At 59.8% G+C, this 21,510-nt stretch carries 20 protein-coding genes; 15 read left to right on the top strand and 5 right to left on the bottom strand.

Features of this window, described 5'->3' with window-relative positions:
- Position 1: 1 nt before the first annotated feature.
- Complete coding sequence (locus tag JYJ39_RS00440) at positions 2-595, bottom strand: TetR/AcrR family transcriptional regulator (RefSeq protein ID WP_205201064.1); 594 nt, start codon at positions 593-595, stop codon at positions 2-4.
- Between the two features lie 178 nt (positions 596-773).
- Here JYJ39_RS00440 and JYJ39_RS00435 point away from each other — a divergent pair, with 178 nt between their 5' ends.
- From JYJ39_RS00435 to dnaB, 9 genes are all read left to right on the top strand, one after another.
- A complete protein-coding gene (locus JYJ39_RS00435; RefSeq protein ID WP_205201062.1) occupies positions 774-1,523 on the top strand; it encodes an electron transfer flavoprotein subunit beta/FixA family protein in 750 nt (249 codons plus the stop codon).
- A gap of 1 nt (position 1,524) precedes the next feature.
- Positions 1,525-2,457, top strand: a complete 933-nt coding sequence (locus JYJ39_RS00430; protein ID WP_205201059.1) for an electron transfer flavoprotein subunit alpha/FixB family protein — start codon at positions 1,525-1,527, stop codon at positions 2,455-2,457.
- A 9-nt stretch (positions 2,458-2,466) separates the two neighbouring features.
- Complete coding sequence (locus tag JYJ39_RS00425; protein ID WP_205201057.1) at positions 2,467-3,132, top strand: energy-coupling factor ABC transporter permease; 666 nt, start codon at positions 2,467-2,469, stop codon at positions 3,130-3,132.
- Positions 3,133-3,178: 46 nt separating this feature from the next.
- Positions 3,179-4,933, top strand: a complete 1,755-nt coding sequence (locus tag JYJ39_RS00420; RefSeq protein ID WP_205201055.1) for a type IV pilus assembly protein FimV — start codon at positions 3,179-3,181, stop codon at positions 4,931-4,933.
- A gap of 197 nt (positions 4,934-5,130) precedes the next feature.
- Positions 5,131-5,502: a 30S ribosomal protein S6 gene (gene rpsF, locus JYJ39_RS00415; RefSeq protein WP_205201053.1), complete on the top strand. Its 372-nt coding sequence runs from the start codon at positions 5,131-5,133 to the stop codon at positions 5,500-5,502.
- Positions 5,503-5,509: 7 nt separating this feature from the next.
- Entirely contained in the window at positions 5,510-5,854 is a 345-nt protein-coding gene (priB, locus tag JYJ39_RS00410) for a primosomal replication protein N (protein WP_275887950.1), read from the top strand.
- A complete protein-coding gene (gene rpsR / locus JYJ39_RS00405; protein WP_205201051.1) occupies positions 5,826-6,101 on the top strand; it encodes a 30S ribosomal protein S18 in 276 nt (91 codons plus the stop codon). The genes priB and rpsR overlap by 29 nt, the downstream gene beginning before the upstream one ends.
- 15 nt (positions 6,102-6,116) lie before the next feature.
- Positions 6,117-6,563 carry a 50S ribosomal protein L9 gene (gene rplI, locus JYJ39_RS00400; RefSeq protein ID WP_205201049.1) on the top strand — a complete coding sequence of 149 codons (447 nt, stop codon included), beginning with the start codon at positions 6,117-6,119 and terminating at the stop codon, positions 6,561-6,563.
- A 63-nt stretch (positions 6,564-6,626) separates the two neighbouring features.
- Complete coding sequence (dnaB, locus tag JYJ39_RS00395; protein WP_205201047.1) at positions 6,627-8,033, top strand: replicative DNA helicase; 1,407 nt, start codon at positions 6,627-6,629, stop codon at positions 8,031-8,033.
- 55 nt (positions 8,034-8,088) lie between these two features.
- Here the strand turns inward: dnaB and JYJ39_RS00390 are convergent, their stop codons facing one another.
- From JYJ39_RS00390 to JYJ39_RS00380, 3 genes are all read right to left on the bottom strand, one after another.
- Positions 8,089-9,339, bottom strand: a complete 1,251-nt coding sequence (locus JYJ39_RS00390) for a transglutaminase-like domain-containing protein (RefSeq protein ID WP_205201045.1) — start codon at positions 9,337-9,339, stop codon at positions 8,089-8,091.
- Positions 9,340-9,450: 111 nt separating this feature from the next.
- On the bottom strand, positions 9,451-10,878 hold the full coding sequence (locus tag JYJ39_RS00385) for a PhoH family protein (RefSeq protein WP_205201043.1): 1,428 nt from the start codon (positions 10,876-10,878) through the stop codon (positions 9,451-9,453).
- 20 nt (positions 10,879-10,898) lie between these two features.
- Complete coding sequence (locus JYJ39_RS00380) at positions 10,899-11,354, bottom strand: peroxiredoxin (RefSeq protein ID WP_205201041.1); 456 nt, start codon at positions 11,352-11,354, stop codon at positions 10,899-10,901.
- Positions 11,355-11,452: 98 nt separating this feature from the next.
- Here JYJ39_RS00380 and JYJ39_RS00375 point away from each other — a divergent pair, with 98 nt between their 5' ends.
- A complete protein-coding gene (locus tag JYJ39_RS00375; RefSeq protein ID WP_205201039.1) occupies positions 11,453-13,588 on the top strand; it encodes an ABC transporter substrate-binding protein in 2,136 nt (711 codons plus the stop codon).
- A gap of 4 nt (positions 13,589-13,592) precedes the next feature.
- Here the strand turns inward: JYJ39_RS00375 and ubiG are convergent, their stop codons facing one another.
- Positions 13,593-14,297: a bifunctional 2-polyprenyl-6-hydroxyphenol methylase/3-demethylubiquinol 3-O-methyltransferase UbiG gene (ubiG, locus tag JYJ39_RS00370; protein WP_205201037.1), complete on the bottom strand. Its 705-nt coding sequence runs from the start codon at positions 14,295-14,297 to the stop codon at positions 13,593-13,595.
- Positions 14,298-14,448: 151 nt separating this feature from the next.
- Between ubiG and purM the strand changes: the two genes are divergently transcribed.
- The 5 genes from purM to JYJ39_RS00345 all read left to right on the top strand — a co-directional run bounded on the left by purM (position 14,449) and on the right by JYJ39_RS00345 (position 21,392).
- Positions 14,449-15,492, top strand: a complete 1,044-nt coding sequence (purM, locus tag JYJ39_RS00365) for a phosphoribosylformylglycinamidine cyclo-ligase (RefSeq protein WP_205201035.1) — start codon at positions 14,449-14,451, stop codon at positions 15,490-15,492.
- Between the two features lie 28 nt (positions 15,493-15,520).
- Positions 15,521-16,096 carry a septal ring lytic transglycosylase RlpA family protein gene (locus JYJ39_RS00360; protein WP_205201033.1) on the top strand — a complete coding sequence of 192 codons (576 nt, stop codon included), beginning with the start codon at positions 15,521-15,523 and terminating at the stop codon, positions 16,094-16,096.
- Complete coding sequence (locus JYJ39_RS00355) at positions 16,093-17,166, top strand: efflux RND transporter periplasmic adaptor subunit (protein ID WP_205201031.1); 1,074 nt, start codon at positions 16,093-16,095, stop codon at positions 17,164-17,166. The genes JYJ39_RS00360 and JYJ39_RS00355 overlap by 4 nt, the downstream gene beginning before the upstream one ends.
- Positions 17,163-20,204, top strand: a complete 3,042-nt coding sequence (locus tag JYJ39_RS00350; protein WP_205201029.1) for an efflux RND transporter permease subunit — start codon at positions 17,163-17,165, stop codon at positions 20,202-20,204. Before JYJ39_RS00355 ends, JYJ39_RS00350 begins: the two co-directional genes overlap by 4 nt.
- A 252-nt stretch (positions 20,205-20,456) precedes the next feature.
- Positions 20,457-21,392 (top strand): helix-turn-helix transcriptional regulator, encoded by a 936-nt coding sequence (locus tag JYJ39_RS00345; protein ID WP_205201027.1) that lies wholly within the window; start codon positions 20,457-20,459, stop codon positions 21,390-21,392.
- The last annotated feature ends 118 nt before the right edge of the window (positions 21,393-21,510 follow it).

Below are 21,510 nucleotides of genomic sequence, written 5' to 3'. Positions count from 1 at the left end.
CTCACTGGCTTACCAGGTAGGCGCTGATCTGTTCCCTCAGTCTGGTGGGGTCGTCAGCAAAGGAGGCGTAGTGCATGAGTGACAGACCAAAGGTGCACGCGTAGAGCAGCAAGCTGCGGCTTTTTGCATCCGCTGCGGGTGTTCCCGCAGCAAGCAGGAGGCGTTCGGTACAGCGTAGTCGATAAAGATCGACGGCCTCTACACTGGCGGCGGCGCGCTTGTCGTGGCGGGCCCAGTCGCGGACGGCCAGCTCGATCGCCATGCCCTTGCGATTGCGGTTGGCGCTGTACCAGTCGATGGCGTGGCGCAGTTGAGTCGCTTCGGCGCCGGGGATGACCGAGGTGTTTTTCTCGATGTCACGGATACGTCCGGCAGACCAGGTTTCCAGGGCGGCTTCGAGCAGGGCTTGACGATCTTTGAAGTGCCAGTAGAAGCTGCCCTTGGTGACGCCGCAGCGTTTGGCCAGAACTTCGATACGGACCCCGGCGATCCCTTCTTCGGCCAGGAGATTGAGGGCAGCGCGCACCCAGTCCTCTCGGTCCAGCGATTGGCGCGTCAGGCCGGGCGTTTTTCCGCCTGTTTTACGGGGTGGCATGATGGCGTTTGCGGGAGTGGCTTGACAGCATGTTTTTTCATACACTAACGTATGCTCTTCCATACTATACGGTATGGGGATTCTGCGGTTTGCCAAGCTGCCTGTCAAACCGTCGAGCAACATCCAGCAGCAGGCAGTCTATTCAAAAAATCGGGCAGTACAGCCAAAGGAGATGTCAGTGAAAATTCTCGTTCCCGTCAAGCGGGTCATCGATTACAACGTCAAGGTCCGGGTCAAGGCGGACGGCAGCGGTGTCGATCTGGCCAACGTCAAGATGAGCATGAACCCGTTTGACGAAATCGCCGTCGAAGAAGCGGTGCGGCTGAAGGAAGCCGGTGTGGCAACGGAAGTGGTGGTTGTGTCCTGCGGTCCGGCGGCATGCCAGGAAACTCTGCGCACAGCCATGGCCATCGGTGCCGATCGCGGCATCCTGGTCGAAAGTGATGCCGACCTGCAACCCCTGGCTGTGGCCAAGCTGCTCAAGGCACTGTGCGACAAGGAAGCGCCGCAGCTGGTGATTTGTGGCAAGCAGGCCATCGACGATGATTCCAACCAGACCGGCCAGATGCTGGCAGCTCTGGCGGGCTGGCCGCAGGCGACCTTTGCTTCCAAGGTTGTGCTGGCTGACGGCAAGGCGACGGTAACGCGCGAAATCGACGGTGGCCTGGAAACCTTGTCGATGTCTCTGCCGGCGGTGGTGACGACTGACCTGCGTCTGAATGAGCCGCGCTATGCCACCCTGCCCAACATCATGAAGGCAAAGAAGAAGCCGCTGGATACCGTAAAGCCGGACGCGCTCGGTGTCGATGTGGCACCGCGTCTGACCACCCTGAAAGTGGTCGAGCCGCCCAAGCGTTCCGCCGGTGTGCTGGTCGCAGATGTGGCTGAGTTGGTGAATAAACTGAAAAATGAAGCGAAGGTGATCTGACATGACGATTCTTGTAATTGCCGAACACGACCAGCAAAGCGTCAAGGCTGCCACCCTCAATACCCTGGCTGCAGCGGCAAAGCTTGGTGGCGATATTCATGTGCTCGTCGCCGGGGCAGGGTGTGCGGCCGCCGCTACGCAGGCGGCTACCCTGCAGGGCGTGAGCAAGGTGCTGGTGGCTGATGCTGCGCACTATGCCGATCAGACCGCCGAAAACGTTGCGGCCTTGGTAGTGGCGCAGGCAGGCGCCTATTCCCACATCCTTGCGCCGGCCACCACGTTCGGCAAGAACGTGCTGCCGCGCGTGGCGGCCCTGCTCGATGTGGCTCAGATCTCGGAAATCACGGCGGTTGAAAGCGCTGATACCTTCGTGCGCCCGATCTATGCCGGCAATGCCATGGCCACCGTGCAAAGTGCGGACAAGATCAAGGTCATTACCGTGCGTACTACAGCCTTCGATGCCGTGGGCGCAGGTAATAGCGCACCGGTCGAAGTGCTGGCGGCAGCGGCCGATGTTGGCTGCACGCAGCTGCAGGGGCGGGAACTCACCAAGTCTGAACGTCCGGAACTCGGCGCAGCAAAGATCATCGTTTCCGGTGGTCGTGGCCTTGGCAGTGGTGACAACTACCACAAATTGCTTGATCCGCTGGCCGACAAGCTGGGCGCTGCGCTCGGCGCCAGTCGTGCTGCAGTTGATGCCGGCTTTGTCCCGAACGACTATCAGGTCGGGCAAACCGGCAAGGTTGTGGCGCCGCAGCTTTACGTCGCGGTTGGTATTTCCGGTGCCATTCAGCATCTCGCTGGCATGAAGGACTCCAAGGTGATCGTGGCGATCAACAAGGATCCTGATGCGCCGATCTTCCAAGTGGCCGATTACGGTCTGGTGGCCGATTTGTTTGAAGTGGTGCCGCAGTTGGAGCGCGCGCTGGGCTAAAATGCCCGTGTGAATCTGACTGATAACCTGTTGGGCGAAACGTGGTACTGGGCGGCATGGCTCGTCTGGATACCTCTTTTCGCCCATTCTGTTTGGCGCGCGCCCTGGAAGCGTCTGGTGGATTCCGAGCAGTCCAATCTATGGTTGGGATTGATCGTCGCTCTGGTTCTGCTGTGGACGATGAAAGCCAGTGCCCAGGAAGGGTTGAGCCTGCATCTGCTGGGTGCCAATGTGTTCACCCTGGTTTTCGGTCCCCATCTGGCACTGGTTGGATTGGCCGTCGTCCTGTTGTGCACCAGCCTGAACGACGGCGGCGCCTGGTTTTCTTATGCGGCGAATGCCTTGCTGCTGGCGGGGGTTGGCGTTGCGCTGAGTCATGGGTTGTTCCGGTTGCTGGCTGTGCGCTTGCCGAGAAATTATTTCGTTTACATATTCGTCAATGCCTTTCTGTGCGGCGGCGCGGTAATTCTGGGTGTTGGTCTGGTTTCGACCTTGCTACTGGGGTTGGGGGGCGCTTACCCCTTGCTCTATCTATTTGAAGAATATTTGCCGTATTTTCTGCTTCTGGCATTTTCTGAAGCCTGGCTGTCAGGTGGAGTGCTGACAGTTTTCGTCATCTACCGTCCGCATTGGGTTGGGTCGTTTGATGATGCGCACTACATTTTTCATAAATAGCCGTTATAATCGCCGGATATATTTATGCGTCATTAGAGGTGCTTCGTTGAAGCAAAAGCTTGCACATATTCTGTTTCTTGGCGGTGCGCTGGTGTTGCCGTCAGTGGCGCTGGCCGTTGGCCTGGGAGAGCCGCGCCAGGAGCCGGTTCTCGGGCAACGCCTCGATCTCAGCATTCCCCTGCTTGGGGTCGACGGAGCTGTCCCGGATGGCAGTTGTTTTCGGGTGGTGAAGCCCCGCTCCGGGGAAGATTTGCCCTGGGTGAAGCAGGCTGATGTTCAGGTCGTTCCAGGTAAGTCGCCGCGCTTGCGCCTGCGCTCGGACGTGGTGCGTGAGCCGTTGTTTCAGGTGGCAATCGATCTAGGTTGCGGCAATGATCTTTATCGTGAATACACGCTTCTCGCCAATCCCGTTCTGACAGAATCTGTGCCAGCAGTGACCACGCAGGATGTGGCGGAAAAATTGCCAGTTTCGCGCAGAAAGCGAGAACGCAGTGAGGTACGGCGTGCCGCATCGCGGGCGCAGGCGGTGCCAGTGTTGCCTCTCGCTGGAGACCAGCAGCTCTCCACGGTGGGGGGGCAGGTGGTGCATCAGCCGCTTGCTGCCGCAACGCAGGGTGGCGGCGACCGCTTCTTTCTCTCAGCAAATGACGATGGCGGCGAGGCATCTTTGCGCCTGTCCATGGTGCTTGGCGAGCACATGCTGCGTGAAACTGCATTCACTCAGGAACAGCGCGAAGCACTACGTCTCGAGTATCGAATGCTGGCAGCTCTGCATGAGCGTGCCACCGATCAGTTGGCGGTAGCGGAAAAGCTGCGCAGCATGGAAGCCGCCTTGACTGATCTGCAGGGGCGGGCGGCAGGTTTGCAGGCACGTGCTGCAGCTGTTGAGGATGCGCCGTTGCCGCAAGCGGCTGCTGTGCCAGCGGCTCCGCTGGAAGAGGCGTCGTCGGACTGGGGGTGGTACGGTTTGCTGCTGGCGTTGGTATTGCTTCTGGCCGGCGGGCTGTACTGGCGGCAGCGCCAAGCCAGGGACGCGGACAACGCTGGTCTTCTGCATGCCGAACCTTTGGTGGATGCGCCGCGTCAGGCTGAATTGAGTGTTCCTTCCCGTGCGGTAGCGCAGCAGGTTGATTTGCATCTGGAGCCGGCAGCTGCTAACAAGCCCTTGCCCGTGGATTTTGAACTTGGCGGTACAGCAAGTGTTGCCCCGGTGGTGCCAGCTAAGCCGCAACCGCGTCCAGGTGATTCCATTTTCTCGATCAACCCGACTACGGTTGATGAGCACTTCGAAGCCAATCCAGTGATGGAACTGGCTGACATCATGCTGTCCTTCGGGCGGGTCAAGGGTGCGGCGCAAGCGCTGCAGGAATACATCGACAATAACCCACAAGAGGCATTGCAGCCTTGGGTGCGGTTGCTGGAGGTGTACCGCATGGCCAACATGCGGGAAGAGTTCGATGCCGTGGCCAGCAACCTGAATCAGCATTTCAATGTGGAAATTCAGCCGTGGGAACCAACCGAGAATGGTTCATCCGGGTCTGCGCCGGAGGATGTCGCGATTGTCGATGCGGCGCAGTCGTCGGATCGTGCGCGCAGTGTGGAGGATATGCCGCGGATTGTGGCCGCCTTGACCAAGCAGTGGTCCTCGCCCGAGGTTCTTGATTACATGCAGCAGTTGTTGCGTGACAATCGTAGTGGTCAGCGCCAAGGTTTTCCTTTGCCTGTGGTGGAGGATATCCTCTTCTTGATTGAGTTGAAGGAAACAGAACTCAACATTGAGCGAGAGCTGGCCGATGCTTGATCCGGATGGCTGCCAGCGAGCTTGCGCTTGCGTCACAGCATCGAGCACTAGCTGAGACACTTCTTGGGGTAATACGGGTTTTTTGCAGAAAAATCGCGAAATCTGTTTCGATGATTTGGTATGGGTGGTAAAATCCCACGTTTTCCACCTTGCCCTACCGTTCGCATGACGGAGGGTTTATCCCAAAAGGAGCATTCATGCGTCATTATGAAATCTGCTTTATCGTCCATCCGGACCAGAGCGAACAAGTGCCCGGCATGGTCGACCGTTATCGTGCCATCGTCACCGCCAAAGGTGGCTCGGTGCACCGTCTGGAAGACTGGGGTCGCCGTCAACTGGCTTACCCGATCCAGAAAATCCACAAAGCACACTATGTGCTGATGAACATCGAGTGTGATGGTGAAACGCTGAATGAACTCGAGCTCGCTTTCAAGTTCAACGATGCCGTGCTGCGTCATCTGACCATCAAGATGAAAGCGGCAGTGACCTCGCCTTCGCCGATGATGAAGGAAGAGAAGTCGAAACCCCTGCTCGCGGGTGAGGCTGAGCCGGCGGCTGAAGCAGCCTGATTGGCGTTTGGACGGAGGACGACTGAATACCATTGTTTTGTCTGGCAACCTGATCGAGCGCAAGCCAATGCGCTATACCCCGGCTGGGGTTGCGGTCAGCGAAGCACGGCTACAACATCGTTCACAGCTGCATGAAAATGGCGGTGAGCGGCAGGTAGAAGTCGAGTTGGCGGTAGTGGCACTCGGTGATCTGGCCAAGGTTCTGGCAGCGGGGTCACTCGGTGGCGGGGTTAAAGTCGAAGGCTTTCTCGCGGCCCGCAGCCGTCACAGCAAAACCCCCGTCCTGCACGCACAGATGATTGAATATTTGGAAGGAAACGAAAATGGCACGATTCTTCAAGAAAAAACTTGATGACAAGAAAAAACGTCGCGGCAGCAGCCTCTTCAAGCGCCGCAAATTCTGCCGCTTCACGGCAGAAAAGGTTGAGCAGGTCGACTACAAGGATGTCGATGTGCTCAAGGAATACATCCAGGAAAACGCCAAGATCATGCCGGCTCGTCTGACCGGCACCAAGGCTGGCTATCAGCGTCAGCTGGGTACCGCCATCAAGCGTGCCCGCTTCCTGGCACTGTTGCCCTATACCGACAACCATCAGTAATCGAGGAGACGACACATGCAAATCATTCTGCTCGAAAAGGTCCTGAACCTTGGTAACCTCGGTGAAGTGGTCAAGGTCAAGGATGGTTACGCTCGTAACTTCCTGATTCCACAGAAAAAAGCAAAGCGCGCCACGCCGGCGGCTCTGGCTGAGTTCGAAGCCCGTCGTGCCGAACTGGAAAAGCTTGCTGCCGAGAAGCTGGCTGCTGCCCAGGCTGTCGCCGACAAATTGAATGGCGCTGCAGTTTCCGTTGCCCGCAAGTCGGCAATGGATGGCCGTCTGTTTGGTTCTGTGGGCAATGCGGATATCGCCGAGGCACTCAAGGCCGCCGGTTTCGATGTTGACAAATCTGCTGTCCGCCTGCCGGAAGGCCCGCTCAAGATGATCGGTGAGTTTCCGGTTGAAGTGGCTCTGCACACCGATGTGCTGGCAACAGTGACCGTGAATGTGGTTGCCGAATAAGGCGCTTTCACTTACGCTGCAAGGCCCCGCGACGCGGGGCCTTTTTAATTTCCGGACCCTTTGATGAATACCCGTACCAGCAAACCCAAAACTAAAGATCCATCGCTGGAGCTGTTGCGTGTGCCACCGCATTCGATTGAGGCTGAGCAGTCGGTTCTGGGTGGGTTGCTGCTCGACAACAATGCCTGGGATCGGATTGGCGATCAAGTGACGGAAAGCGATTTTTATCGCGATGAACACCGCCGGATTTTCCGTCAAATCCGTGGGTTGCTGGAAAAAGCCAAGCCAGCCGACGTGGTGACGGTTGCCGAGGCCATCGACGCTGCGGGTGAAAATGACCAGACAGGAGGCCTTGCCTACCTTGGCGAACTGGCGGCGAACACCCCTTCGGCCGCCAATATTCGTCGTTATGCCGAGATCGTGCGCGAACGCGCCGTGTTGCGCCAGCTGGTGGCGACCGCCGATGAAATTGCGACGGATGCACTCAACCCACTCGGGCGTGATGCGGCCACCTTGCTCGATGAGGCTGAGTCAAAGATTTTCAAGATTGCCGAAGCCGGTGCCGGACATGCCGAAGGCTTCGTGCACATCAATCCGCTGCTTACGCAGGTGGTGGAGCGGATTCAGGAATTACACGACCGTGATAATCCATCTGACATTACCGGGGTCCCGACGGGTTTTGTCGATCTGGACCAGAAAACGTCTGGTTTCCAGCCCGGTGATCTGATCATTGTCGCCGGCCGCCCCTCGATGGGTAAAACAGCGTTTGCGCTGAATATTGCCGAAAACGTAGCTGTTGATACCGGGCTGCCAGTCGGTGTGTTTTCCATGGAAATGGGGGGAGCGCAGTTGGCGATGCGGATGCTGGCATCGATCGGGCGTCTGAATTCACAAAGCCTGCGTACCGGGCGGATGACCGATGATGAATGGTCGCGCCTGTCGTTTGCCCTGGGTAAGTTGCACGAAGCGCCCATCTACATCGATGAGACCGGTGGCCTTACCCCGGCTAACCTGCGTGCCCGTGCCCGCCGGCTGGCGCGCCAGTACGGTGGCAAGCTGGGGCTGCTGGTGATTGACTACATCCAGCTGATGAGTGGCAACAAACAAGGAGAGAACCGCGCGACCGAGGTTTCGGAAATCTCCCGTTCGATCAAGTCGCTGGCGAAAGAGCTGCAGGTGCCCATTGTTGCCTTGTCACAGCTGTCGCGGAAAGTCGAAGAACGTACCGACAAGCGTCCGATGATGTCTGACTTGCGCGAATCAGGCGCCATCGAGCAGGATGCTGACGTGATCCTGATGATGTACCGTGACGAGTATTACAAGGAAGATTCGCCCGACAAGGGGATTGCCGAAGTCATCATCGGCAAGCAACGTAATGGTCCAACCGGCACCGTGCGCATGGCCTTCCTCGGCGAATACACCCGTTTCGAGAACCTGGCGGGCGGCGGATACCGGGAAGCTCGCGACTGATTGCTGCGCTGCTACCAGCAGTGGACGCTGGCAGCACACAGAACCAGAACTGGCCTCAGAGGCTGCGGGTACTGATGGTGTACGGCGTGAACAGCGGGTTGAGGCTATCCAGCGCTTGCTGATCAAGCAGCACTTTCGGGTGCGCAAAAAATGCCTGGCGCGCGTTGTCGCCGGGTAACAGAAGATCGTTGCCGTTGTTCAAGGCGATCCAGTTCATCTCCCAGACACCGAACAGGACGCGCTTGAGGGCATCCAGGCGGCTATCGTGCGGCCCCATCGATTCGCGGGCAATGGCACGGCAGACGTCGCTGGGGTCGGTGGGAATCCAGGCATAACCGGGAACATAGAATTCGGCACGGACGTGCTGGGCGTGTGTGGCATCGCCATTGTTGATACCCAGACTGTGCAGCAGTTTCGAGGGCCCGATGCGCAGACCGGGAACGGTACGGGCTGGTATGCCCATGCTGCGGCACAAGGCAACGAACAGCCCGTTGATGTCGGCTGAACGCCCACCGTAAATGCCGCTGCTCAGTTGCTGGTTGACGTTGCCGCTGCCACAGCCGGCCAGGGTGCTGTTGTACAGGCAGTTTTCGGTAATCCAGTCATAGATTGCCTTGGCTTGCGCGACTGGGTCCTTGATGCGGCCGATGATGCGTTCACCCAATTGGCGAATCGGGCCCTCATTGGGAATGTTTTCGCTTGCCTGCAAGGCCCGCCGCAGAATGTCCTCGCGCTCCGGTGCCATGGAGCGCCGGGTGATGTCGAACTGGCGGTCAGCCGTGCTGATCTGGGTCACCAGTTGCAGTTGGGCTTCTTCGCCGCCGCGCCACTCTGCGTACAGAACCTCAAGCTGACCGTCGGGCAATCGGGACAGAGTGAGCTTGGGTGAATTGCTCTGCCATTGATGGCTGTTCAGACGCTGATAGAGGCCATCCTGATCCAGGGGCAGAGGTAGCCAGAAACGGCAGGGCGTGCTGGCTTTCAGCTTCAGGGTGGTGACGATCTCGAACTGTTTCCATTGCTGCGGGACTTCTGCTGCCCGTACGGGGGGCAGGCGGGTGGCAGAGGTGCCGGCAGGTGGATTGTCGATGACGGAATTTTCTGCCGAAGGCGGCGGAGCGATGGGACGAGCCGGTGCTTTCGTGCTTCGGGTTGCGGCAGTTTTTTTCTTCCTTGATGCAGCGGGTTTGCTGCTGGATTTCTTGGCCGATCGTGCCGGTGCTTTCTGGTTCTTTTTCTGCGGCGCGGCGATGGCCTCCAGACTGAGGAGGGCGGCGGCCGCAGCCAGGAAATCTCGACGCTTCAAAACATGACTCCAGCGTGCGTGTTGGCGCTAAAAAATGGGCGCTGACGGGATCCAATCGAAAGGGCCATGGCATATGAAAATCACATGACCATGGCCTGAAATTGGGGCTGACTATAGCACGTCGGCTGCGTGGTCAGCCAGACGCGAACGCTCCCCTCTTTGTAACGTGATGTGACCCGAATGTGGCCAGCCCTTGAAGCGGTCCACCACGTAAGTCAGGCCGGAACTGCCTTCGGTCAGGTAGGGGGTGTCGATCTGCGCGATGTTGCCCAGACAGATCACCTTGGTTCCCGGGCCGGCACGGGTAATCAGGGTCTTCATCTGCTTCGGCGTCAGGTTCTGCGCTTCGTCAATGATCAGGAACTTCTTGATGAAAGTACGCCCGCGCATGAAATTGAGCGATTTGATCTTGATCTTGGCGCGCAGGATGTCGTTGGTTGCCGCCTTGCCCCAGTCGCCACCGTAGGGGCTGTTGTCATCCGTATGTGCGAGGACTTCCAGGTTGTCTTCCAGGGCGCCCATCCAGGGCGCCATTTTTTCCTCTTCACTGCCGGGCAGGAAGCCAATGTCGTCGCCCACCGGGACCGTGGCGCGGGTCATGATGATTTCGGAAAAGGTTTTCTTTTCGAGTGTCTGTGCCAGACCAGCCGCCAGCGTCAGCAAGGTCTTGCCGGTGCCGGCCTGACCGAGCAGGGTCACGAAATCGATTTCCGGATTCATCAGCAGGTTGAGGGCAAAATTCTGCTCGCGATTGCGCGCCGTGATGCCCCACACCGCATTTTTCGGATGGGTGTAATCGATCAGGGTTTCCAGCGTTGCCTTCTTGCCAGCTGCTTCAATCACCTGGGCGTAGAGGCCGTCCTTTTCCATCCAGACGAACTGGTTGATGAGAAACTGCGGACACATCGGCCCACTCAGCTTGTAATAGGTTCTGCCTTCCTGTTTCCAGGATTCCATGCCCTTGCCGTGCTTGTCCCAGAAATTGTCCGGCAGGGCCAGGCTACCGGAATACAGAATGTCCGTGTCTTCCAGGACCTTGTCGTTGAAGTAGTCTTCTGCCAGCAGATCGAGTGCGCGTGCCTTGATGCGCATGTTGATGTCTTTCGACACCAGAATCACCGGGCGCTGGGCAAATTGCTTCTGCAGGTGAATGACCACTGAGAGGATGTGATTGTCGACTTTCGAGGCTGGCAGGGCGGTCGGCAATTCATTGCCGATGGCCTGGGTCTGCAGGAACAGGCGGCCCGTGGCGAGCTTGCCGGAAGGTGCGGTCAGTTCGATGCCGTTGTCGATCGATGAATCATCACCGGCTAGCAGCTCATCCAGCATGCGCGAGGCCTGGCGCGCATTGCGGGCAATTTCCGAGGCGCCTTTTTTATGGTTGTCCAGCTCTTCCAGCGTCATCATCGGCAGGAAGATGTCATGTTCCTCGAAGCGGAACAGGCTGCTCGGGTCGTGCATGAGCACGTTGGTATCGAGGACGAACAGCTTGCGTGTTGCGCCCTTGCCGGCGGCTGCTTTTTTGGTCGTTCGCGCCATGATGCGACTCCTCTGAGTGATTAGAGCGTGTTGACGAAATCGAGCACTTCCTGGGCGTGGCCGGCAACCTTGACCGCCCGCCATTCGCGACGCAGCTTGCCTGCCTTGTCGATGACGAAGGTGCTGCGTTCGATGCCACGGCAGAGCTTGCCGTACATCATCTTTTCCTTGATCACGCCGAACTGCTGACAGACTTTCTCATCGGCATCCGAGCCGAGTTCAAACGGAAATTCCTGCTTGCATTTGAAATTTTCATGCGCCCGCAGGCTGTCGCGCGAGATGCCGAGAATGACGGCACCTGCCGCAGTGAACTCCGGGAACAGGGCGCTGAAATCCCGGCCTTCGGTGGTGCAGCCGGGGGTGCTGTCCTTGGGGTAGAAATAAATCACCACATGTTTGCCGCGTTGGCTGGCGAGATCGAATGTCTGGCCGCTGGTGGTGGGGAGGGTGAAATTCGCGATCTGGGTGTCGAGCATGGCGATTCCTTTCTCGTCGGGGCAAAACCTGCATTGGGGGCGGATTCATTGTGTTCGGTGGCCGCCGCCCCGGTCAAGCCTTTGTTACACTCGCCGGCATGGGAAAACTGCTTACTGCACTGACGCTTCTTTTGCTCACCGCCTGCGGTGACGCATGGAATACGCCGTATGCGCCGGATGCGCTCGATGCCAATACGCTTTACGCAGCCTTTACCGATCGGCCCAAGCATCTCGATCCGGCTCAGTCTTATACTGAAGACGAAGCGGTGTTTACCGCCCAGATTTACGAGCCGCCCCTGCAGTACCATTATCTGAAGCGCCCCTACCAACTGGTGCCGGCGGCGGTGACCGAATTGCCGCAGCCCCGCTATTACGCAGCGGACGGTCGCGAACTGCCCGCCGATGCAGCAGCCGACAGCATCGCTGAAAGTGTCTATGAACTGCAGCTGCGTCCCGGCATCCGTTACCAGCCGCATCCTGCCTTCGCCCTTGATGCGTCAGGGGCACCGTTGTATCTGGGGGCGGAAACGGCGCTGGGCCGCCAGGTGATCAGTGATTTTCCGCAGCAGGACAGCCGGCCGGTGCGTGCCGCTGACTATGTTTACCAGATCAAGCGTCTGGCCAGCCCCCGCCTGCATTCGCCCATTTACGGCATGATGGCGGCCCGGATCGTGGGCTTGAAGGCACTAGGTGACAACTTGCGCAGCGCCGTCAAGGACATGCCGGACGATGCCTGGCTCGATCTCGATCAATTCGCGTTGAGTGGTGTTGAAGTGCTTGATGAGCGGACCTGGCGCATCCGTATTCATGGCAAATATCCGCAATTTGCCTACTGGCTGGCGATGCATTTCTTCGCACCGGTGCCGCGCGAAGTGGACCGCTTTTATGCCCAGCCGGGCATGCGTGAAAAGAACCTGACCCTGGATTGGTGGCCGGTTGGCAGCGGCCCGTACATGCTGGCGGAAAATGACCCGAACCGGCGCATGGTGCTGCTCAGGAATCCCAATTTCCATGGTGAGCGCTATCCCTGCGAGGGCGAGGCGGAGGATGCCGCTGCTGGACTGCTCGTCGATTGTGGCAAGCCCCTGCCGTTCATCGAGCGTGCTGTGTTTACCCGGGAAAAGGAAGCCATTCCCTACTGGAACAAATTCCTGCAAGGCTATTACGACGCCTCCGGGATTTCTTCCGACAGCTTCGATCAGGCGGTGCGTATCAACGTCGGTGGCGATGTGGGCTTGTCCGATGAGATGCAGGCCCGTGGTATCCACTTGCTGACTTCGGTGCGTCCGTCCACTTTCTACATGGGATTCAACATGCAGGATCCGGTGGTGGGTGGTCTGAACGATGCGGCTGCCAAGTTGCGCCAGGCGGTGTCGATTGCCATCGATCAGGAAGAGTTCATTTCCATTTTCATGAACGGGCGGGGCATTCCGGCGCAAAGTCCATTGCCGCCGGGAATCTTTGGCTATGATGCCGGCCCTGCTGGTCTGGACCCCCAAGTGTACGACTGGGTGGATGGCCGGCCGCAGCGCAAATCGGTGCAGGAGGCGCGGCGTCTGCTGGCCGAAGCAGGTTACCCGAATGGTCGTCATGCACAGACCGGTGAGCCGCTGGTGCTCAATCTCGACACCACTGGTGGCGGCATGGGGGACAAATCGCGGCTAGACTGGCTGACCCGCCAGTTTGCCAAGATCGATGTGCAGCTGGTGGTGCGTTCAACCGATTTCAACCGCTTCCAGGACAAGTTGCGCAAGGGGGCCGTGCAACTGTACTACCTGGGCTGGAACGCCGATTATCCCGATCCGGAAAACTTCATGTTCCTGCTGTACGGGCCGGAAGGGCGGGTACATGGGGGCGAAAATTCGTCCAATTATGCCAATCCCGCCTTTGACCGCTTGTTCCTGCAAATGAAGAACATGGACAACACGCCCGAGCGGCTGGGTCTGATCCGCGACATGCTGGGCATTCTGCACCGCGATGCGCCTTGGGTGTTCGGCTTCCATCCCAAGAGCTACACCCTGGTGCACGCCTGGCTGAAGAACCGCAAACCCAACGAAATGGGTAACAACGGACTGAAATATCAGCGTGTGGACGGTGCCGCACGGGCGCAGGCGCGCGCCGAGTGGAACCGGCCGGTGCGCTGGCCCCTGTTCGTTGCCTGCGGGCTGTTAGTGCTGCTGGTGGCGCCGGCCATCTTTAGTTACCGCCGCCGCGAACGCGCCGCCGGGCGGTGACTGATCAGTACGCCTGGCGTACGGCGCGCATCAGGTAATTGACGCTGACGTCCTTGCCCAGGGAATAGCTGCGGCTGAGCGGGTTGTAGCTCATGCCGATCAGTTCGACCGGATCGAGCTGGCCCAGCTTGGCCCAGCGCGCCAGTTCCGAGGGCTTGATGAACTTGGCGTAATCATGCGTGCCTTTCGGCAGCATCTTGAGAATGTACTCGGCGCCGATCACCGCCAGCAGGTAGGCTTTCGGGTTGCGGTTGAGGGTGGAAAAGAATACCGGCGCGCCAGGTTTGGCCAGGCGGGCGCAGGCGGTGATGGTACTTGAAGGGTTCGGCACGTGTTCCAGCATTTCCATGCAGGTCACCAGATCGAAGCTGTCCGGCATTTCCGCCGCCAGTTCTTCCGCAGAAATCTTGCGGTAAGTGACTTCCTGGCCGCTTTCCAGCAGGTGCAGCCGGGCCACGCCCAGCGGCTTGTCCGACAGATCGATGCCGGTCACTTCCGCGCCGCGCGCGGCCATGCCTTCAGAGAGCAGGCCGCCGCCGCAGCCAACATCAAGCACGCGCTTGCCTTTCAGGCTGCCGACCGAGCGCTCGATCCAGTCCAGACGCAAGGGATTGATGTCGTGCAGGGGTTTGAATTCACTATTCGGGTCCCACCAGCGATGGGCGAGTTCACCAAATTTTTCCAGTTCGGCAGGGTCAGCGTTTTGCATGATGTCGGTGCTCGGGGAAAAGAAAACCCCTGCCGCAGCAGGGTTGCGCATTGTAGCAAGAAGCCTCTCCATCGGCGTGCTTTCGTCTGTTTTCCTGAGGTCGTGTGGTTTCAGGTAAAATCGCGCCTTTTCCGCCTTCCTGCATAGTGCCATGAACCAGAAAAGCTCTCTTTCCTACCGCGACGCGGGTGTTGATATCGATGCCGGCGATGCGCTGGTGGACCGGATCAAGCCGTTGGCGAAGAAAACCCTGCGCGATGGCGTGCTGGGTGGGATCGGCGGTTTCGGCGCCCTGTTCGAGGTGCCCAAGCGCTACAAGGAGCCGGTGCTGGTGTCCGGTACCGACGGGGTGGGAACCAAGCTGAAGCTGGCCTTCGACCTCAATCGGCATGACACGGTGGGGCAGGATCTGGTGGCGATGAGTGTCAATGACATTCTGGTGCTGGGTGCTGAATCGCTGTTTTTCCTGGACTACTTTGCCTGTGGCAAGCTTGATGTCGATACGGCGGCCGCAGTGGTGGGCGGCATCGCCAAGGGGTGTGAGCTTGCCGGTTGTGCCTTGATTGGCGGTGAGACGGCGGAAATGCCGGGCATGTACCCGCCGGGTGAATACGATCTGGCCGGTTTTGCCGTGGGCGTGGTGGAAAAATCGCAGGCGCTCGATGGCAAGAAGACCATTGCCGCAGGTGACGTGGTGCTTGGCCTGGCCTCGTCGGGCGCGCATTCCAACGGTTATTCGCTGGTGCGCAAAATCATCGAACGTGCCCAGCCAGACATGAATGCCCCGTTCGACGGCGACAAAACCCTGGCCGACGTGGTCATGGCGCCGACCCGCATCTACGTCAAACCGGTGCTGGCGACGCTGGCCAAGGTGGCGATCAAGGGCATGGCGCACATTACCGGCGGTGGTCTGCTGGAGAACATTCCCCGCGTTCTGCCGGAAAACACCGTGGCCGACATTGACGGCAAGAGCTGGCCGCGTCCCAAGCTGTTCCAGTGGCTGCAAGCCGAAGGCAACGTCGACGAAAAGGAAATGCACCGCACCTTCAACTGCGGTATCGGCCTGGTGCTGGTGGTCGCAGCGGCGGATGCCGAGCGGGCGATGGCGGAATTGCAGGCACAGGGCGAGACGGTGTATCGCCTCGGTCAGATTCGGGCCCGTCAGGGTGACGAAGCGCAGACACAGGTTCGCTGAAGCCGCGCCGTATCAGGCCCGGTTCCGGATGCTGGTCTGCGGGCTGGCATCGGCGCTGCTGCTGACTTCCCCAGCAGCGGCAGACATCACCCTGGCGCAGGGTGTGGAGGCTGTACGCGAAGGTCTGGCCAGTTTTTATGGCGGCAAGTTTCATGGCCGGCGCACGGCCTCCGGCGAGCGTTTCGACAAGAAGAAATTCTCCGCTGCCAGCAACCATTTTCCGTTGGGTACCTGGCTGGCGGTGCGTCGTCCGGAAAGCGGACAGTGCGCGGTCGTCCGCGTCAATGACCGCATGAGCCGGCGGCAGCAGCACCGTATTGTCGATCTCTCGAAGGGCGCTGCGGATTATCTGGGCATGCTGCGGGCCGGCATCAGCCAGGTGCAGGTGGTGGCGCTGGCCGCCGATTTCGAGGCGCGCTGGCAGGCGGCGGCACCGGAAGAAAAAACTGCCAGTTGCCATGCCGCGTTTGCGCCAGATGACGCAATTGATCTCGGGGATCTCGATGCCCTGCCAGCAACGGCAGCCGGCCTGCTGGAGACGAATTTGCCGGTGTTTCCGCACGGGGAGAACCGGCGTCTGAGTGAAGAAAGCAGTGTCCGATGAATGTGTCCCGTCGCCCCGCCCTCATTGCCCTGGCGCTTGCCGGTCTGGTCGTGCTCAGCTATGTGGCCTGGGGCGTGTTCCAGGCGCCGGGCAAGGCACCCGTAGCAAATGGCGCCGCAGCCCCGGCCGCCGTCGCGGTGGAGACAGCCGTAGTCACAGCCCTCGCTGTCAATGAGGACACCAATGCCATTGGCAGCTTGAAAGCCAATGAATCGGTCATCCTGCGCCCGGAAGTGAGCGGCAAGGTTGTGCGCATCGGGTTTCGCGATGGCGCCTTGGTGCGCCGTGGCGAATTGCTGATCGGTCTGGATGCTGCCATTCCTGCGGCCGAACTGGCGCAGGCGCAAGCCAGTCTGGCGCTGGCACGCAGTACGCATCAGCGTAACCAGGAACTGCTGGCGAAGAAATTCATCAGTCCGCAGGCGCTCGATGCCTCCGCTGCGGCGCTGAAGGTGCAGGAAGCGGCGGTGCAGCTGGCGCAGGCACGCCTGAGCAAACTGCAGTTGAAAGCGCCGTTTGACGGTGTGGTCGGCCTGCGCGATGTGAGCCTGGGCAGTTACATCAAGGAAGGCGAAGCGCTGATCAATCTGGAAGACATCCGCAGCCTGCGTGTTGATTTCCGGCTGGCGGAAACCGAGGTGAGCCGGCTGCGTGTCGGCCAGGGGCTGACCTTGTTCAGCGATGCCTTGCCTGACGAAAGCTTCGTGGCGCAGGTCGATGCCATCAATCCGCAGATCGATCCCGACGGGCGCTCCATTGCCGTGCGGGCACGGCTCGATAACAGTGCCGGCAAGTTGCGCCCGGGCATGTTCGTGCGGGTGCGCCTGAATTTTGGCCAGCGTTCCGGGGCGCTGATGATTCCGGAGGCGGCCATCGAAGCAGGCAATCCGCCGAGCCTGTTCCGGGTGGTCGACGGCAAGGCGGAGAAGGTGGATGTCCGTCTCGGCGTGCGCCGCAACGGCCAGGTGGAAATCGTTTCTGGCGTGCAGGCCGGCGATGTCGTGGTGACTGCTGGTCAGCTCAAGTTGCGCCCCGGGACGCCGGTGCAGCCGGTCAGCGCGCAGCCATGAAAATCTCCGCCATCTGCATCGAGCGGCCGGTCTTCGCCACCGTCCTCTCGCTGGTCATCATGCTGCTCGGGCTGGTGTCCTACGAGCGGCTGTCGGTGCGCGAGTATCCCAAGATCGACGAACCGGTGGTGACGGTGACCACCGACTACCGTGGCGCCTCGGCTGACATCATCGAGAGCCAGGTCACCAAGCCGCTGGAAGATTCGCTGGCCGGGATCGAGGGCGTTGAGGTGCTGACCTCCATTTCGCGCGCCGAGCGCAGCCAGATTTCAGTGCGTTTCAAGCTGGAGCGGGAGCCGGATTCGGCCGCTTCCGACGTGCGCGACCGGGTGTCGCGGGTGCGTAACAAGTTGCCGGACGAGGTCGATGAGCCAGTCATCGCCAAAGTGGAAGCGGATGCCAACCCCATCATCTGGATGGCTTTTTCGTCCGACCGCCATTCGCCGCTCGAAGTCACCGATGTCGCCAACCGTTTCGTCAAACCCCGCCTGCAGACACTGCCCGGCGCGGCGGACGTGCGGGTGTTCGGCGAACGCAAATTCGCCATGCGCATCTGGCTCGACAAGCAGCGTCTGGCGGCTTATCGCCTGACGCCGGCGGATGTCGAGGAGGCATTGCGCCGGCAGAATGTGGAAGTGCCCGCCGGGCGCATCGAAAGTACGGCGCGTGAATTTTCCGTGGTGGCGACGACTGATTTGCGCACTCCGGAAGAGTTTGCCGCCGTCGTGGTGCGTACCGTCAACGGTTATCCGGTGCGCATCGGCGATGTGGCGAAGGTGGAAATCGGCGCCGCCAGCGAGCGCAGTTCGGTGCGTTTCAAGGGACGACCGGCGGTTTCGCTGGGAATCATCAAACAGGCGACGGCCAATCCGCTTGAACTGTCGCAGGCCATGTACGCGGAATTGCCGAGCATCAGCGCGGAATTGCCGCCGGGCATGAGCGTGAATATTTCCTACGACTCCTCGATCTTCATCGACCGTTCGATCAAGTCCGTGTTCACCACCATCGGCGAAGCCATCCTGCTGGTGTTGGCAATCATTTTCTTCTTCCTGCGCAATCTGCGCGCCACCCTCATTCCGCTGGTGACCATACCGGTGTCGCTGATCGGCGCCTTCGCGCTGATGTTCATGTTCGGTTTCTCCATCAATACCCTGACCCTGCTGGCTCTCGTGCTGGCCATCGGTCTGGTGGTGGATGACGCAATCGTGGTGCTGGAAAACATCTACCGCCACATCGAGGAAGGCATGCCGCGGCGTGAAGCGGCATTCAAGGGCGCGCAGGAAATCGGTTTTGCCGTGGTGGCGATGACGCTCACCCTGGCTGCCGTGTATGCCCCGGTGGCCTTCATGACCGGCCGTATCGGCAAGCTGTTCATCGAATTTGCTCTGACCCTGGCCGGCGCCGTGCTGGTATCCGGGTTCGTGGCGCTGACCCTGTCGCCGATGATGTGTTCGGTACTGCTGCGCCACGAAGAAAAGCACTCGCGCGGGTTCATGCTCATCGAGAATTTTCTCAACTGGTTGAATGCCGGCTACCGGCGTGTACTGACTGCCACGCTGGCCCACCGCTGGCTGGTATTCGTCGGCTTCGCCCTGGTTGCCGCGCTGTGCGCGGTTCTGCTGCAGACACTGAAATCGGAGCTGGCCCCGGTGGAGGATCGCGGCACCATCGTCGGCGTGTTCAATGGCCCGGAAGGCGCCACGCTCGACTACACCGAAAAATACGCCCGCCAGTTGGAAGATATTTACAGCCGCACGGCGGATATCGAGCGCTATTTTGTGGTTGCGGGCAACCCGGTGGTAAGTCAGGGCACATCCTTCGTCGGTCTGACCGACTGGAGCCAGCGCGACCGTAATTCACAGGCCATCGCCAAGGAATTGTTACCGCAATTTGCCGCCATTCCCGGCGTGCGCGCATTTCCCGTCACGCCGCCCTCTCTGGGGCAAAGTCCGCGTGAGCGGCCGATCAATTTCATCATCGCAACCTCGGCCTCGTACGAAGAGCTGCAGGAAGTGACCCAGCAGTTGCTTGATGCGCTGGCCAGCAACCCCGGCCTGACCAATCTCGATACCGATCTGAAACTGAACAAGCCCGAGTTGTCAGTGCAGGTGCGCCGCGACAAAGCCGCCGATCTCGGCGTGCCGGTGGAGAACATCGGACGCACGTTGGAAAGCGCCCTCGGTGGGCGCCAGGTCACCCGCTTCAAGCGCGATGGCGAGCAGTACGACGTGATCGTGCAGGTGGCCGATACCGAGCGCAGCAATCCGGCGCAGATCAGCGACATCTACGTGCGTGGCGCCAACGACGCCATGATTCCGCTGAACAACCTGCTCGAAGTGCAGGAAACGGTGGCGCCGCGCGAGCTCAATCACTTTGGCCAGCGCCGCGCCGTCAGCATCACCGCCAACCTGGCGCCGGGCTACACCATGGGAGAGGCGCTGGCCGCCATGGAAAGCGCCGCGGCCGGCGTGCTCAAGCCGGGTTACAGCATCGATTACAACGGCCAGTCGCGCGAATTCCGCCAGTCGTCCTCATCCCTGGCGATCACTTTCGTGCTCGCGCTGGCCTTCATCTATCTGGTGCTGGCCGCGCAATTCGAGAGTTTCCGCGATCCCTTCATCATCATGCTCACCGTCCCCCTGTCCATGGCCGGCGCGCTGCTCGCCCTGTGGGCAACCCACGGCACGCTCAACGTCTATAGCCAGATCGGCCTGGTCACTCTGGTGGGGCTGATTACCAAACACGGCATCCTCATCGTCGAATTCGCCAATCAGCTGCAGGAGCAGGGGCGCGACATCAAGACAGCCGTCATTGAAGCCGCCGAACTGCGCCTGCGCCCCATCCTGATGACGACCGGCGCCATGGTCCTCGGCGCCATCCCCCTGGCCCTCGCCACCGGCGCCGGCGCCGAATCCCGCCAGCAGATCGGCTGGGTCATCGTCGGCGGCCTGCTGCTCGGCACCTTCCTCACCCTGTTCGTGGTGCCAGTGGTCTATACCGTGCTGGCGCGGCGCAAGGGTGGGGCAGTCAGTCCATAGAACAGCAATTTTCTCCGATCCTGCGTGGCGACACGGCCCAGGCCGCAGAACCCCCCCCTTGCTTATGGCTAATTAATAGTCTCACTTTGTGAGACTTTGGCTATTTATACTCGGCATGCGCTCGGGATGGCCGTAAGTCATCCCGATCAGTACAAATGCAAATGGGGCTGGATTGCCGGCTGCATAAACGCATAAGATGCCGGGCGAGGGGGAGCGATGACAAAATCAGAACGATTCGGAATCATCGAGCGCATGTTGCTGACTCGTCGCGGCGTTCACTTTGCTGAACTGCAGCAGCGGCTGGAGGTGTCCCGTGCCACACTGCACCGGGATTTGCGCGAGTTGCGGGAATGCTTGCAGGTGCCCATCTTGTTCGATCGTGAGCAGGGGCGTTACCGCATTGATCGCAGTGTCGAACGCCATGCGCTGCCTGGCTTATGGTTTTCTCCTGCAGAGATTCACGCCTTGCTTAGCACACAACAACTGCTTGGCAGCATTGATGGCAGTGGTGTACTTGCCGAGCAGATAGCGCCGTTGCGCCAACGTCTTCTCGGCCTACTCGAAAGCTGCGGTGGCGATGTCGCCGATATCTTCTGGCGTGTCCGCATTTTGGGAAGTGCGCCCAGGCAGTGTAACCCGATGTTTTTTCAGACGATTGCAGCGGCCTTGATGGAACGTCGTCGTCTGCTGCTCACCTATGCTGCACGCAGCGACGGCCAGATTACCCAGCGCGAGGTTTCGCCCCAGCGTTTGGTGCACTACCGTGACAACTGGTATCTCGATGCCTGGTGCCACTTGCGCGAAGAGCTGCGCAGTTTTTCGGTCGATGCGATTCAAACAGCCAGCGTTGTTGATACCGGAGCGGTAGATATTGAAGAGGCAGTGCTTGATCAAGTCCTGAGTTCGGGCTATGGAATATTCAGCGGCCCAGCCGAACATCTGGCTGTCCTGGTTTTCTCCATCCATCGCGCCCGCTGGGTCGCCAGCGAACGCTGGCACCCGCAACAGCACGGCGAATTCCTGCCCGACGGCCGCTATCAACTCTGCGTGCCCTACAGCCAGGACCCGGAACTGATCATGGACATCCTGAAGCACGGGCCGGATTGCGAGGTGGTGGCGCCGGCGGAGTTGCGGGCGAAGGTGGTGGGGTTGTTGAAGGCGGCGGCGGGGAGGTATGGGGATGAGTGAAGTGAGTTACCTAGCCTTCGATAAAGAAAGGGCCGGGACAAGCCCGGCCCAATCAACTCTTGCTGGCTTCACAACTACACCTGCTAAGTTTCAATCCACGCCTAGTTTTTGGCGAGGT

The sequence above is a fragment of the Azonexus hydrophilus genome, from assembly GCF_905120355.1.
Taxonomy (GTDB): Bacteria; Pseudomonadota; Gammaproteobacteria; order Burkholderiales; family Rhodocyclaceae; genus Azonexus.
The sequence above is the reverse complement of the archived record's forward strand: the minus strand, read 5'-3'. Positions and strand labels throughout refer to the sequence as shown.